Consider the following 13,237-nt stretch of genomic DNA (forward strand, 5'->3'; position numbering starts at 1 on the left):
AGCGCTGTTTTAGAAGTTCCACCGCTGTTTCACCAGCCGCCCGAACCCCATGGCCGAAGCCGCTGACCTCGCCAGCAACAACACGATTTTTGGTCGCATCCTGCGGGGGGAGATCCCTTGCGATGAGGTCTATGCCGATGAGCAGTGCCTGGCCTTTCGCGACGTGACCCCGCAGGCTCCGGTGCATGTGCTGGTGATCCCGCGTGAACACGTGGTGAATCTCGCGGAGGCCGAGGCCAGCCAAGAGCAGTTGCTGGGGCATCTGCTCTTGGTCGCCGCCAAGGTCGCCAAGCAGGAGGGGCTGAGCGGTTTTCGAACGGTGATCAACAGCGGTGAGGAGGCTGGGCAGACCGTGTTTCACCTGCATGTGCATGTGATTGGTGGTCGTCCCTTGGCCTGGCCTCCAGGCTGAGTTCTGAGCGGCGAGAATGGGGACATCTGAGCGCCGTCATGAATCCCCTGCAGGCCTTCCGCCGTCAGCTGATCAAGCTGCAGCGGCTGGCTCAGCCCTACTTCCTTCCCGTCGAAGAGACAAGTGGTTGGCAGTTCCTGCTGCTGATCGTCGCCCTGCTGGTGGTGGTAGCCGGCAGCACCCTGCTTCTACTCAGTGGGGTCATGGCGCTGAGCGGTGCACTGGTTCCAGAGTTCCAGGCGCGCTTCCTGCCGGGGGTCCCCCAGCAGGTCGCCTCGATCTGGGCCAGTCCCGCTGGGCCCATCTTGATGGTGCTGTTTGCAGCGGGGATCGGTAGCTTTGTCTCCCTACGCATCAAGTTGCGTCAGGGCCGCTGGCTTCCTTGGGTCCTGTTGGGGGTGATCACCCTGCTGATCCTGGTGATCAATGGGATCAACGTTGGCATTAGCTATGTCGCTCGAAACGTTGAAAATGCTCTGGTCACCTACAAGGTCGAAGAGTTCTGGCAGATCGTCGCGATCTATGCCTTCTGTTTGGTGCTGGCTCTGCCAATTCGGGCGCTGCAGAGCTATCTGATCCCGCGGTTGGGTCTGCTCTGGCGGGAATGGCTCAGTGGTCGCCTGTTGCGCCGCTATCTCACCAATCGTGCTTACTACGTCCTCAATCCGAACGATGAGGCGGCCGAAGAAATTGATAACCCGGATCAGCGGATTTCCCAGGACACAGCCAGCTTCACGGGCACCAGCCTGAGCGTCAGCGTGGAGGTGGTTTCAGCCCTTCTGACCTTCCTCAGCTTCATCGTGGTGCTGTGGACGATCAGCTCGACCTTGGCGCTGTGGCTGTTGATCTACTCCGTCGGTGGCACGGCTGTGATTGTCTTTGCCAGCCGCAAGCTGGTCGCCCTGAACTACGACCAGTTGCGCCTGGAGGCTGACTTCCGCTATGGGCTGGTGCACATTCGGGATAACGCTGAATCGATCGCCTTTTACCGCGGTGAAGAGCAGGAGTCCCGGGAGGCTGAGAGACGGCTGGGTGGGGCGATCGAGAACTACAACAAGCTGATTGTTTGGGAGGCGCTGATCAGTGTCATTCAGCGCTCCTATGACTACTTCTCCCGTTTCTTGCCCTGGTTGGTGATCGCGCCGATCTACTTCGCGAAGCAGGTTGATTTCGGGGTCTTTGCTCAGGCTGGTATCGCCTTCTCCCAGGTGTTGTTCTCGGTGAGTTTCATCGTGAATAACATCGATCGCCTGGCGGCCTTCTCCGCATCCATCAGCCGTCTGGAAGGGTTTCAGGGCAAGGTTGAGGCCATCAGTGAGGTCAACGCTGAGCAGCAGCGCTTGAGCGAGACGCAGTCGATTACGGGCGCCTCAGGTTCGCTGCTGGTCCGCCACGTTGATCTGATCCCCCCGAATAGTGAGCGGCGGCTGATTCAGGATTTGAGCCTGGAGGTTGGGCCGGGGCAGCGGGTTTTGGTGGTGGGCCCCAGCGGTTGCGGCAAGACCTCCTTCCTGCGTCTGGTCAGTGGCCTCTGGCCCGCGGCCCGGGGTGAGGTCCAGCGGCCGCCTCTCCAGGAGCTGCTGTTCATTCCCCAGAAGCCCTACATGATTTTGGGCAGCCTGCGGGAGCAGCTTTGCTATCCCCAGGATCCCCAGCGCTTTAGTGATGAGCACCTCCGCAGCGTCTTAAACGAAGTTCGTTTGTCGGCCTTGGTGCAGCGCTATCCGGATTTCGACATCAAGCAGGACTGGCCGCGGCTGTTGTCTCTTGGTGAGCAGCAGCGCCTGGCCTTCGCCCGTTTGCTGCTGAATTCCCCGCGCTTTGTCGTGCTGGACGAGGCCACCAGTGCTCTGGATGTGGCCACCGAGAAGCACCTCTATGAGCTGCTCTCCCAACGGGAGATGGCCTTTGTGAGCGTGGGTCACCGCCCTAGCCTCAAGAGCTTCCACGACCTGGTGCTCGAGCTCGATGGCCAGGGGGGTTGGAAGCTGATTCCCGCCACCAGCTATGACTTCAGCTCAGGAGCCTGATCCCACCATGTCCGAGACGCCCGCGGTCCCTGCGACCAGTGCCACCACCAATGACGCTCCGGCCTTCGGATGGAGCGGCTACGCCGAGCGGGTGAACGGTCGCTTCGCCATGGTGGGCTTTGTGGCGATTCTGGTGGTGGAGGCCATTAGCGGTGAGACCTTCCTGCGCTGGGCCGGCTTTGTGGGCTGAGGTTCCGTTAAGGAATCTCGAGTAGATCGATTTGCCAGAGTCCCCCGCGGCTGACCTCCACCGCCAGCACACGGCCATTGGCGCTGAAGCTCACCTGGCGGGGTACCCCGGCTGGCTCCATGGGTAGTAACTGGGTGGCCTGGAGGCTGCGCTTGTAGAGCACGAGTTCTGTACGGTCATCCCTCTGGCGAACGACCGCGAGGCGTTCAGCGTTTTGATCCACCGCCACGCTGATCGGTAAAGCATCCGGTCGATTCAGGCCGGGGAGTGGAACGGGATTGCGGCGGTTGACGTCGATCAGTTGCACCTGGACGCGGCCACTGCCTCGGGCTGCGATCAAGGCCAGCCAGCCGCCGGAGAGGGAGGGGCTACGGCCCTGGCCGAGTTGATTCAGTTGCTGGTTCAAGCCGGGAAGGGGCCGCAGCCGTCCGCCACCACAGCCGCTGAGCAGCAGCAGCGTTGCGCTAGCGCTAAGCAGGAGTCGGTTCAAGGCTGAACCCCCGGTCCGCCGCCGCTCTCGCGTAGTCCTGGGGCCAGGTCTGGCTCCAGCAGGCCGCTGAGGTCATAGATCTGTAGGCGCGTGCTGCCCTGACGGGTGAGCTCTACGGCCAATTGCCGAGCATCGGGAGACAGGCTGAGCCGCCTGGGCTCGGCATTCCCCGGCAGGAAGAGGGGCTGCAGGGCTCCGCTGGCCCGATCTTCAATGACAGCTTCCCGGCGTGCACCTCGCTGGATCAGTAGGGCGAGGTAGCGACCGTTCCAGCTCAGTGAGGGGGAACTATGGGGTTGATGCCGCCTGAGGTGTCTCAGTGGCAGGACTTTCCCGCTGAGGCGCTCTTGCAGCAGGACCGTGGTGCGGCCGCCGCGCTCTACCAGGGAGGCCAGTAGTCGACCATCGCCGCTCAGGGCTGGCTGTTCGCGGTTCTCAGCACCGTTGAGGCCGATCGGGCTAGCCGTCTGGCGGCGCAGACTGCATCCGCCGATGGCCAGCAGCAAGCCAGCCATCACCAGTGCTTTGGTGTGCAACGGCTTCAGTCGTCGAAACGGGAGCTGTTGTCGCGGGGACGGGATGGACCGCTGGGGTTGCCGCCAGCTGACGGGCGAACGGGACGGAACTCAGCGTCACTCACGCCGGCGTCCGCTTCGTTGTTTTTCGCGCTGGCTTGGTAAGGAGCCCCCTGGGGAACGCCAGGGTTGCTGGGACTTGGGGCGCCCATGGCACTGCCGCGCCTGCTGGAGCGGGGCATCTCATCCGGGCGACTATTCGGGCGGCTGCCGCGGCGCATGTCATCACGTCCCTGGCGGCGGCTGCCGAATTCCGGTGAGGACGGCTGGGCCCCGCCCGCTCGGAAGCGACTGGATTGCTCGGGTTCCCGTTCACCACGACCAGCCTTGCCTTGCCAATCATCGCGGGAGGCCGCCCGCTCGGGGATGGCTGCACGGGCTGGACGCCGAGGACGGTAGAGGTCCTCTTCCTCACGATCGCCATAGCTGTCGTCGCGAGAGCGTATCCGCCGCCGGAGGGGCTGGGGATCCTCAAAGCGATCAGCGTCATCGCGGAAATCGCGGCCACCGCCCATGCGCGGGCGGGGACTCGGTTCGTCGTCGTCGTCGAAGTAGGAGGAGCGGCGGGCCTGTTCCGTGGTTACTCCGCGGAGCCGCACGCTCTCGTAGGCGAAGAAAACGGTGGTGCCAGCCAGCAAAAACTGACCGAATTGGAGGATCGGGTCAAGGCGCCAGCCTTGAAAAAAGAGAATGCCACCGCAGAGAAGACCAACGGCGGCAAAAAAGACGTCGTAGTCGCGGGCCAGAGCTGGCTTAAAGCTCCTCATGAAGTAGAGGAGAGCTCCACCGACGGCCAGCACGATCCCGACAATGCTGGCCCAATTAAGGCTGGCGTTAACCACAGATCGATTGCCCGTTCAAGCCACTCTAGGCCCGTCGTCGAGGCCAGCGGCCTGTCTGCAGAAGCGCTTCACCCTGGTTGCGTTGCAACTCCAGGGATCAGAGCTTGCGATCGACGCGGTCGTTCTGGCTGATCAGGAACACAGCGGCAGACACAGGGATGACCACGATCACGGCGCCCCAGAGGAGGCTGCTCAGAAAATTGGCGAGGGAAGGGGTCATGACAGTGCCGAATCCGCCGGCAATCCTAGGCAGTGATGGCAACTTCCTACGATTGCGGAGCTGCTGCTTAGGGCTTTGTGACGGGATCTGATGGCTCCAGCCTGGAACTGCTCCGTCTGGTGCTGCCACCCTTCGCCATGGGCCTGGGGCTTGTGCTCTCGGCTTGGACCTTGCTCTTCCTGTTCCGAATCGTTCTGACCTGGTATCCCCAGGTGGATCTCAGCCAGGGCTTTTGGAAGCTCGTGGCCATTCCGACCGAGCCTGTGCTGTCAGTGAGCCGCAAGCTGATTGCTCCGATCGGCGGTGTTGATGTCACCCCGGTCATCTGGGTGGGACTGGTCAGCCTGATCCGAGAGCTGCTGGTGGGTCAGCAGGGCTTGCTCACGCAGATCGTGATGCGGCTCAGTGTGTTGCCGGCCTAGCCGTTCGGGAGCATCTCCTGCTCGACAAACTTGGTGTGGACATCGCCGGAAATGAATTCCGGACGCTCCAGCAGTTGCAGGTGGAATTCAATGGTGGTGGGAATTCCCGTGACGGCACATTCGGTCAGGGCGCGGCGGAGACGTTTGAGAGCGTGGTCGCGGTCTTTGCCCCAGACGATCAGCTTGCCAATCAGGGAGTCGTAGAAGGGCGGGATTTCGTAGCCCGTGTAGACGTGGCTATCGAAGCGAACGCCGGGTCCACCGGGGGGGAGCCAGCCGGTGATCTTGCCGGGGGCGGGCCTGAAGTTTTGGCGGGGGTCCTCGGCGTTGATCCGCACCTCGATGGCGTGGCCGGTGAGTTTGATCTCGTCTTGGCTGAAGGAGATGGGCTCGCCGCCGGCGATCCGCAGTTGCTCGGCAATCAGGTCCACTCCGCTGACCATCTCGGTGACGGGATGCTCCACCTGAATCCGGGTGTTCATCTCCATGAAATAGAAGTTGCCGGTGCGATCCACCAAGAACTCCACGGTGCCCGCACCTTCGTAGCCAATGGTTCGTGCTGCGGAAACCGCAGCGTCGCCCATGCGCCGGCGCAGCTCGGCATTGATGGCCACGCTGGGGGCCTCTTCCAACAGTTTTTGGTGGCGCCGCTGGATGGAGCAGTCACGTTCCCCGACGTGCACCACGTTCCCGTGGCGGTCGGCCAGCACCTGAACTTCGACGTGGCGGGGCCGGTCGATGAATTTCTCCATGTAGAGCCCGGGGTTGCCAAAGGCGGCTTCCGCTTCCCCTTGGGCGGCCTTAAACAGGTTGTCCAGTTGGTCCGCTGAAGGGACGAGGCGCATCCCGCGGCCACCACCACCGGCGGTCGCCTTGATCATCACGGGATAGCCCATGGATTCCGCCAGGCTCCTGGCCTGATCCACGTTCTCCAGCAGGCCTTCACTGCCAGGGATGGTGGGGACGCCCACCTTTTGCATGGTGGCCTTGGCCGTGGACTTGTCGCCCATCGAGCGAATCGATTCCGGCGAGGGGCCAACAAAGGTCAGGCCGTGGTCGGCGCAGATCTCGGCGAATTTGTCGTTCTCCGCCAGGAAGCCGTAGCCGGGGTGGATGGCATCGGCGCCCCTTGAGGTGGCCGCCGCCAAGATGTTGGGGATATTGAGGTAGCTCTTGCTGCTTGGTGCATCGCCGATGCAGACCGCCTCGTCAGCGAGCTGAACGTGCAGCGCGTTGCGATCAACCGTGCTGTATACAGCAACGGTGGGTATGCCTAGTTCCCTACAGCTGCGCAGGATCCGAAGAGCAATTTCGCCGCGGTTGGCGATCAGCAGTTTGCCGATGGGCATCCAGTGGCAGTCCGGCGAATCCGGCAGGGCAGGCCGGTCGGACTTTATCAGTGATGACCGAGCCAACCCCGCCGTTGTTTGGGGTCAGGCGATGGGTATATTGCCTGAGCAGTGCGTCAGCGCTGCACCCCTCACGCCGCTGTTCAGCAGCGGTGGACTCCCCCCGAGAATCCATTCCAGGACATCGTTCTGGCCTGGGCGCTCACTACCACGCGGATGTGGTGGAATTGGTAGACACGCACGTTTGAGGGGCGTGTGACTTCGGTCTTGCGAGTTCAAGTCTCGCCATCCGCATTGTTCAGAGCTCCGCAGCGTGATGCCTGCCGCCGCTGAGCCCATTGGATCGGGTCTTGCCTCGGCTGATCCGGCATGCATCGTCTTGGTGTGCAACGGTCCAGGCGAGCTGGCCACCTGGGTCCGGCCCCTGGCTCAGCGACTGCATCGTGAGATGGCCCTGCGTCCAGTGACCCCAGAGGCCGCGATGGCCCTGCAGCTGGTACTGGTCCCCTGCCCGAATGCCACTGGCATTGAGCATCAGGTGGCTGATCGCATGGGGTTGTTTGAGCGAATCAGTCCTGCCAAACGCTTCTGGAGCCTGCTGCTACGGCCCGAGCGCTTCGGCCGTTGGCCCCGGCGTGGCGTCGTGGTTTTCCTTGGCGGTGATCAGTTCTGGACCGTGCTGCTCTCAGCCCGTTTGGGTTATCGCCACATCACCTATGCCGAATGGGTGGCCCGCTGGCCCCGCTGGAACGACCGGATTGCGGCCATGGGACCGGCTGCGGCTGATCGCTTGTCCCGGCGTTGGCGGACCCGCTGCCAGGTGGTTGGCGATCTGATGGCCGATCTCTCGGATGCGGCTCGCTCCGAGCGCCCCCTGCCCCAGGGGGAATGGGTTGCTCTGATGCCTGGATCGAAGCGGGCCAAGTTGCAAGTGGGAATGCCGTTCCTGCTGGAGGCCGCCGATCGCCTTGCGGCCCAGCGTCCAGGCTGTCGCTTCCTGCTGCCGGTGGCTCCCACCACCAGCATTCAAGAGCTGCTGGCCTTCGGCAGTGCGGCCAATCCAATCGCCCAGTACTACGGCTCTGGAGAACCGCTGCTGGACGGGACGGAACTGGTCACCCCAGCGGGCTCTCGGATTCTCCTGGTGGAGGAGCAGCCCGCCCATGGGGTGCTTAGCCAGTGCCAACTGGCCTTGACCACCGTTGGGGCGAACACCGCTGAGTTGGGTGCCCTGGGGGTGCCGATGATCGTCCTGGTGCCCACCCAGCATCTGCATGTGATGCAGGCCTGGGACGGCGGAATTGGGATTCTGGCCCGTTTGCCCCTTTTGCGTTGGCTGCTGGGGGCGGCGCTGACGGCCTGGCGGATGCGCAACCACGGCTTTTTGGCTTGGCCGAACATCTCGGCTGGCCGTCAGGTGGTGCCGGAGCGGGTCGGGGCGATCACACCGGAGGAGATTGCCGCGGAGGCCGCCGACTGGTTGGCCCACCCCCAGCGTTTGGAGGGGATGCGGGAGGACCTGCGCAGCCTGCGCGGGCAGCCCGGTGCGGTGGCCGCCCTGGCTGGGATGGTGCGGGAATTGCTGCCGCCGCCCTCTGCCGGCGCTGCCTAATTTGAACGGCCTCCTCAGGATCAAGAGCGATGGCTGACGCCGCCCAGCACGACCACGAGCAGTGGCGCGAGAAGCTCACTCCTGAGCAGTTTCAGGTGGCTCGGATGGGGGGGACCGAGAGGGCCTTCACCGGGATCTATTGGGACAACAAGGCCAAGGGCATGTACCGCTGCGTCTGCTGCGGCAATGAGCTCTTCAGCTCCGACACCAAGTTCAACTCCGGAACCGGTTGGCCAAGCTTCTGGGATGGGGCCAAGGAGGGAGCGATCAGCACCCACACCGATAACAGCCATGGGATGGTCCGCACCGAGATCAAGTGCGCCAACTGCGATGCCCACTTGGGGCATGTGTTCAATGACGGACCAACCCCCACGGGGTTGCGCTACTGCGTCAACTCCGCGTCCCTGAACTTTGAGGAGGAGAAGGGCTAGGCCCTTCCCTCACCAGGGATCGCCGCCTCCGGAGGGCTCTCGCCGCCGCGGCATGGGCGCCCGCTCGTCGTAGGGCTCATAGGGCTCAACATCCAAGGGGGACTCATCGCGCACATAGCGGCGCGGAGTGGGCTCCTCATCGAGATAGCGCCGCTGGCGAAGCGGTTCCCGTTCGCGGCGCTGCTCCACCTCGACGTAGTCGTAATCCTCTTCCGGCTCGAAGCGGCGATTGGTGGCTGGTTCGATGCGCCTCTGCTCCTCCTGGGCGCTGGGCTGACCTGCGGCCAGTTGGTTCTCGACGGGAACCATGTTCAGGCGATAGCGCTCCCGCTCTTCCTGCTCCCAGCTGGGGCCACCGACGCCTAGTTTTTCGAGCAGTCCGGTGCCGAGCTGCTTGAGCTTTTCTTCGGCGCCCTCGTAAACAATGATGCGATCGGGGCCGCTGCTGACAATCTCCTCAACGGTGAGCTCCCAGGTGCTCAGCACCCCTTCCCCGAGCAGAGGAACGCCGACGGCCCCCAGTACCAAGGTGGTGAGCTCTCCGGTCTCAATGTCGAAGCTGAAGCCCAGCACCCGGCCCAGCTGTTCGCCTGATTCGGTGATCACCTGGCAGTTGATCACCCGGGAGTAGCGCTCCGGATCAAAGTTCTCCGAGAGGGAGTCGGCCGAGTCCACCAAGATCACGTCGCCCACTTGGCGGATGCTTTCCAGGGGCATCCAGCGCGGTAGACCCGGCAGAAAGCGCGTCAGCGGGTTGTCCCGCAGGCCTAGGGACACCACCTCGCGGCGGTCAATATCGACGACGACTTCTCCCACCACACCAAGACGGCGTCCGGTGTCTCGGGTGATCACCTGGGTGCCCATCAGCTCCGAGCGCAGCCAGAGGCGGTCGCTTGGGGTCGCGGCTGGCTCGCTTCCGGGTGGAGTGCTTGTCATGAGCGCATTGTGACCGAAAAGCGGCCGGGGCTTGGTTACGCAGCCGGTGGTAATCCCACCACCTGGGTATGAGCTCCGCGGGCTTGGGTCACACCGATGGTGCGGGTGGCGGCCCCAATCATCGGACGGCGGTGGCTGACCACCAGGAACTGGGCTGCATCGGCTTGCTGGGCGATCAGGGCGGCCAGCCGTTCGACATTGACGCCGTCCAGGAAGCTGTCGACCTCATCGAGGGCATAGAAGGGCGAGGGACGGAAGCGCTGCAGCGCAAAGAGGAAGCTCAGCGCTGTTAAGGACTTCTCGCCGCCGCTCATGGAGGCCAGGCGGCGCACCGCTTTGCCCTTGGGGTGGGCCACCAGGTTGAGGCCGCCATCGAGGGGGGCCTCCGGGTTCTCAAGCTGTAGGAAGCCTTCCCCGTCAGAGAGGCCAGCAAAGATGTCGCGGAAGTGCTCATCCACGGCGTTGAAGGCCTCCATGAACGCCTCTTGGCGCAGGGTGGCCACGGTCTCGATCCGCAGCAGCAGCTCTTCGCGTTCTTTGCAGAGGACATCGAGGCGCTCCTGCAGATCAGCGAGGCGGGTCTCCAGCTCCTCGAGCTCCTGGAGGGCGAGCATGTTGACCGGCTCGAGGGCCTCCATCCGCTGCTGCAAGCTCTTGAGCTCGGCCTGAAGGGCCTCCAGGCCGTTCTCGCGCACCTCCTCGGGGATCTCAGGCAGTGGATCGGGGAGTTCCCGTTGCAGCTGCTCCAGCCGCCCGCCGCTGCTGCGCTCCTCTTCGGCCAGGGCCAAGAGTTCTTCGCCCAGGCGCTGGAGTTCCCATTCCTGCTGTTGCAGGACTTGGCGCTGCTTGGAGAGTTGGGCCTCCGCTTCGTCGCGGGCGCGCCGCCGCTCACCAAAGCGGGTTTGCAGTTCCTGCTGCTTGGCTTCGAGTTCGCTGCGCTTCTGTTGATCGGCTTGCTGCTGCTCTTTCCACTGGGTGCGCTCGGCGATCAGGGCATTGACGGCTTGTGCCAGCCGTTGTTCCTCTCCTCCGAGGGCCTGCAGTTGGCTGCTGACCCGTTCAGCGGCCAGTCCCCGCTCCCGGCGTGCAGCGAGCAGGTTGTCCCGTTCCTGTCTGGCCTGGGTGAGGGCGCCATCGGCGGCTTCGAGTTCCTTCTGCAGGCCCTGCCAGCGCTCGCTGTCGCCGCTGGCTTGGGCGTTGGCCTCGCTGGCCTCCAGCTCTTGCAGTGACTTTTGAAGCGGGCTCAGTTCGGTGGCGATGGCTTGCAGTCGCTGCTGCCCGCCGCTGAGGTCGGTCTCGATCTGCTTGATCCGGGCCGTCAGTTGATCGCGGCGCTCCTGCAGGGGGCCATGGGCCCGTTGGGCGGCCGTGCGTTCGGCCTCCAGGGCGGCTTTGCGCTGTTCAAGGCGGCTGAGCTGCGGGCGCAGTTCCTCAAGGGCCCGTCCGAGCTCGGCCTCTTTGCGCTTGCAGGCCAGCAGGGTTTCACCGAGTTCCAGCAGGCGCCGGCGCAGGGGCTCGGCTTCATCGGCGTCGCTGGCGGCACCAAAGCTCAGCTGGTTGCCCCGCTGCTGGAAGCTGCCGCCGGTCATGGCCCCGCTCTTCTCGAGCAGTTCGCCATCGAGGGTGACGGCGCGGCAGCGGCCTAGTTCGCGGCGGGCGCTGGCGAGATCCCGGAAGACCAGGGTGTCGCCAAAGACGTAGCGGAAGACCTCGCCATAGACGGGCTCGAAGCGGACCAGTTCAACGGCCCGGCCGACCAGACCGTCGCCGCCCACGGTGCCCCCACCCCGTTCGAAGGCGGCGCCGTTGCGCATGGCACCTCCACCCCCGCGGATCTTGTTGAGCGGTAGGAAAGTCAGGCGTCCGGCCCGGCGGCTCTTCAGCAAATCAATGGCCCGCGCTGCAATGCGGTCGTCATCAACCACCACTTGCCCAAGGCGAGCCCCAGCAGCCACTTCCAGAGCCAGGCGATGGGCTTCCTCGACCTCCCCGAGTTGCGCGACCGGGCCATGGATCCCCTCCAATCCGGCCTCTAGGAGTAGGCGCAGGGCTCCGGTGCCGCGGCTTTCCTGGATGGTCTCCCGCCGGGATTCCATCCGGGCGATCTCCCGTTCGAGGTTGACCTGTTCCTGCTCGAGCCGTTGGCGGGTGCGCTGCTGCAGGGCAAGGGCTTCGGCGAGCTCCTGGGCGCGGGTTTGTTGGGTTCTGAGTTCCTCGAGTAACTGCTGCCATTCGCCCTCCAGGGCGGTCAGGGAGCTGGAGACCCCATCGCTGTTGGCGGCGTCCTGTTGCAGTTGCTCCTGTAGCTCGCCAAGGCGTTCCTGCTCTTGGCGCAGGCGCTCCACCAGTTGCTGTTGTTCAGCCTGAAGGGGAGAAAGCTTTGTTTGGATGTCCTGGCGCTGACGGCTGCGCTGCTTTTGCTCTTCGAGCCAGCTGCCGCTACGGCCGGCGACTTCCCCGAGGCGCCGGCGGGAGAGTTCGACGGCGGATTCGGCGCTGCGGCAATCGGCTTCGGCTTGATCCAGGCTGGCTTGATCGTCGGCGCTCTTGAGCTGGCTCTGCTGCTGTTTGAGGTCGGCCTGCTGCCGGCCCAGCTCCATGCGTTGGCGCTGCAGCTCTTCGGCGCTCTGCTGGTGTTTTTCCGCCTGCCGGCTGAGTTCCCTGGCACTGGCCTCGAGCCCAGCTAGCTCGGACTGCACCGCGAGCAGTTGATCTTCCCCAAGGGCCTTGACTTCGGCCTGCAGGGCATCAAGGGCTTTGGAGGCCCCCTCGAGGGCGATGCGGCCCTCACTGACGCTCTGTCGATCACTCTCCTGCTGGCGTTTCAGTGCCTCCTGACGGCTTTGCAGTTGCTGGAACTGCGCTTCAGCCTGCTCGAACCCCAGCACCTGTTCCTGCAGGCGGCCCCGCTGGAAACGCTCCCTCAGCTCTTGATAGGTGCGGGCTTTGGCGCAGTCCCGCTCAAGCTTTTGGCGGGAGACCAGCAGTTCCTGCTGGACGATGGCGCAGCGCTCCTCCCGCTCCTGCACATCGGAGAGCTTGGAGCGGGTCTGTTCGATGCGGGAGTCAAACAGCGCCACCCCAGCCAGCTCATCGATGATTCCGCGGCGGTCGCGGGAACTCATCGAGACGATGCGGGTCACGTCGCCCTGCATCACGACGTTGCTGCCCTCGGGGTCGACCCGTAGACGTCTGAGCTGGGTTTGGAGCTGCTGGAGATTGCAGGGGATGCCGTCGGCGCTGTAGGTGCTCGCGTAGGTCCCGCCCGGGGCGATGCGCAGCCTTCGGGTCACCGTCCATTCGGTTTGCCCGGGTTTGATCCAGGGGCCTTCCTCCGATGCCTCGAGGCCCTGTTCAGCTTCATCGGGCTGCCAGTCGCTGAGGTCAAAGCGGACCGAGACCACCGTTTCGGCGGCCTTGCCCTGTTTCAGCTTGGAGCTGTTGACCAGGTCGGGCAGTCGCTCAGCCCGCATGCCGCGGCTGCTGGCGAGACCCAGGCAGAAGAGAACCCCGTCAAGAATGTTGCTTTTGCCCGAACCGTTGGGGCCGGTGACCACGGTGAAGCCCTCGTCCAGTGGGATCGACATCGATCCGCCAAAGGACTTGAAGTGGGTCAGCTCTACCTGATTGATGTGAACCAACAGGCCCGAGCGTCGAGCACCAGAAAGGTAGCCGACCCTCTGTCGATTTCAAGGCATGGTCACTACGGTGTGGTGGCTGTCCCACGG

13 protein-coding genes and 1 tRNA gene are annotated in these 13,237 nt (G+C 64.0%); 7 read left to right on the plus strand and 7 right to left on the minus strand.

What is annotated here, in order from left to right; translation table 11 throughout:
• Positions 1-49: 49 nt before the first annotated feature.
• From ACLM42_RS01080 to ACLM42_RS01090, 3 genes are read left to right on the plus strand one after another with little or no spacing between them, the layout of a single operon-like run.
• On the plus strand, positions 50-412 hold the full coding sequence (locus tag ACLM42_RS01080) for a histidine triad nucleotide-binding protein (RefSeq protein WP_247911735.1): 363 nt from the start codon (positions 50-52) through the stop codon (positions 410-412).
• A 38-nt stretch (positions 413-450) separates the two neighbouring features.
• Complete coding sequence (locus ACLM42_RS01085) at positions 451-2,442, plus strand: ABC transporter ATP-binding protein/permease (RefSeq protein WP_415399463.1); 1,992 nt, start codon at positions 451-453, stop codon at positions 2,440-2,442.
• A 7-nt stretch (positions 2,443-2,449) separates the two neighbouring features.
• Positions 2,450-2,632, plus strand: a complete 183-nt coding sequence (locus ACLM42_RS01090) for a chlorophyll a/b-binding protein (protein ID WP_371820691.1) — start codon at positions 2,450-2,452, stop codon at positions 2,630-2,632.
• A gap of 7 nt (positions 2,633-2,639) precedes the next feature.
• On the opposite strand, the gene ACLM42_RS01095 is transcribed toward ACLM42_RS01090, so the two are convergent.
• The 4 genes from ACLM42_RS01095 to psbX all read right to left on the minus strand — a co-directional run bounded on the left by ACLM42_RS01095 (position 2,640) and on the right by psbX (position 4,759).
• Complete coding sequence (locus tag ACLM42_RS01095; protein WP_415399464.1) at positions 2,640-3,122, minus strand: hypothetical protein; 483 nt, start codon at positions 3,120-3,122, stop codon at positions 2,640-2,642.
• A complete protein-coding gene (locus ACLM42_RS01100; protein WP_415399465.1) occupies positions 3,119-3,637 on the minus strand; it encodes a TolB family protein in 519 nt (172 codons plus the stop codon). The genes ACLM42_RS01095 and ACLM42_RS01100 overlap by 4 nt, the downstream gene beginning before the upstream one ends.
• A gap of 26 nt (positions 3,638-3,663) precedes the next feature.
• The gene (locus ACLM42_RS01105; protein WP_415399466.1) at positions 3,664-4,539 is read right to left on the minus strand and encodes a Ycf66 family protein; all 876 of its coding nucleotides are present in this window, start codon (positions 4,537-4,539) and stop codon (positions 3,664-3,666) included.
• A gap of 97 nt (positions 4,540-4,636) precedes the next feature.
• Positions 4,637-4,759 (minus strand): photosystem II reaction center X protein, encoded by a 123-nt coding sequence (gene psbX, locus ACLM42_RS01110; RefSeq protein ID WP_247911729.1) that lies wholly within the window; start codon positions 4,757-4,759, stop codon positions 4,637-4,639.
• A 137-nt stretch (positions 4,760-4,896) separates the two neighbouring features.
• On the opposite strand from psbX, the gene ACLM42_RS01115 reads away from it, so the two are divergent.
• Positions 4,897-5,181 carry a YggT family protein gene (locus tag ACLM42_RS01115; protein ID WP_247911972.1) on the plus strand — a complete coding sequence of 95 codons (285 nt, stop codon included), beginning with the start codon at positions 4,897-4,899 and terminating at the stop codon, positions 5,179-5,181.
• Here the strand turns inward: ACLM42_RS01115 and accC are convergent.
• Entirely contained in the window at positions 5,178-6,530 is a 1,353-nt protein-coding gene (accC, locus tag ACLM42_RS01120) for an acetyl-CoA carboxylase biotin carboxylase subunit (protein ID WP_247911728.1), read from the minus strand. The two genes, ACLM42_RS01115 and accC, sit on opposite strands and share 4 nt — an antisense overlap.
• A gap of 212 nt (positions 6,531-6,742) precedes the next feature.
• Here accC and ACLM42_RS01125 point away from each other — a divergent pair.
• From ACLM42_RS01125 to msrB, 3 genes are all read left to right on the plus strand, one after another.
• Positions 6,743-6,824: transfer RNA gene (locus tag ACLM42_RS01125), tRNA-Leu, on the plus strand.
• A gap of 22 nt (positions 6,825-6,846) precedes the next feature.
• Complete coding sequence (locus tag ACLM42_RS01130) at positions 6,847-8,142, plus strand: glycosyl transferase (protein ID WP_415399467.1); 1,296 nt, start codon at positions 6,847-6,849, stop codon at positions 8,140-8,142.
• 29 nt (positions 8,143-8,171) lie between these two features.
• Entirely contained in the window at positions 8,172-8,573 is a 402-nt protein-coding gene (msrB, locus tag ACLM42_RS01135; protein ID WP_247911726.1) for a peptide-methionine (R)-S-oxide reductase MsrB, read from the plus strand.
• 9 nt (positions 8,574-8,582) lie between these two features.
• On the opposite strand, the gene ACLM42_RS01140 is transcribed toward msrB, so the two are convergent.
• Both ACLM42_RS01140 and smc read right to left on the minus strand, forming a co-directional pair.
• Positions 8,583-9,509 carry a PRC-barrel domain-containing protein gene (locus ACLM42_RS01140; RefSeq protein WP_247911725.1) on the minus strand — a complete coding sequence of 309 codons (927 nt, stop codon included), beginning with the start codon at positions 9,507-9,509 and terminating at the stop codon, positions 8,583-8,585.
• A 35-nt stretch (positions 9,510-9,544) separates the two neighbouring features.
• The gene (smc, locus tag ACLM42_RS01145; protein ID WP_415399468.1) at positions 9,545-13,150 is read right to left on the minus strand and encodes a chromosome segregation protein SMC; all 3,606 of its coding nucleotides are present in this window, start codon (positions 13,148-13,150) and stop codon (positions 9,545-9,547) included.
• Positions 13,151-13,237: the final 87 nt, after the last annotated feature.

Source organism: Synechococcus sp. W4D4, from assembly GCF_047716805.1.
Taxonomy (GTDB): Bacteria; Cyanobacteriota; Cyanobacteriia; order PCC-6307; family Cyanobiaceae; genus Vulcanococcus.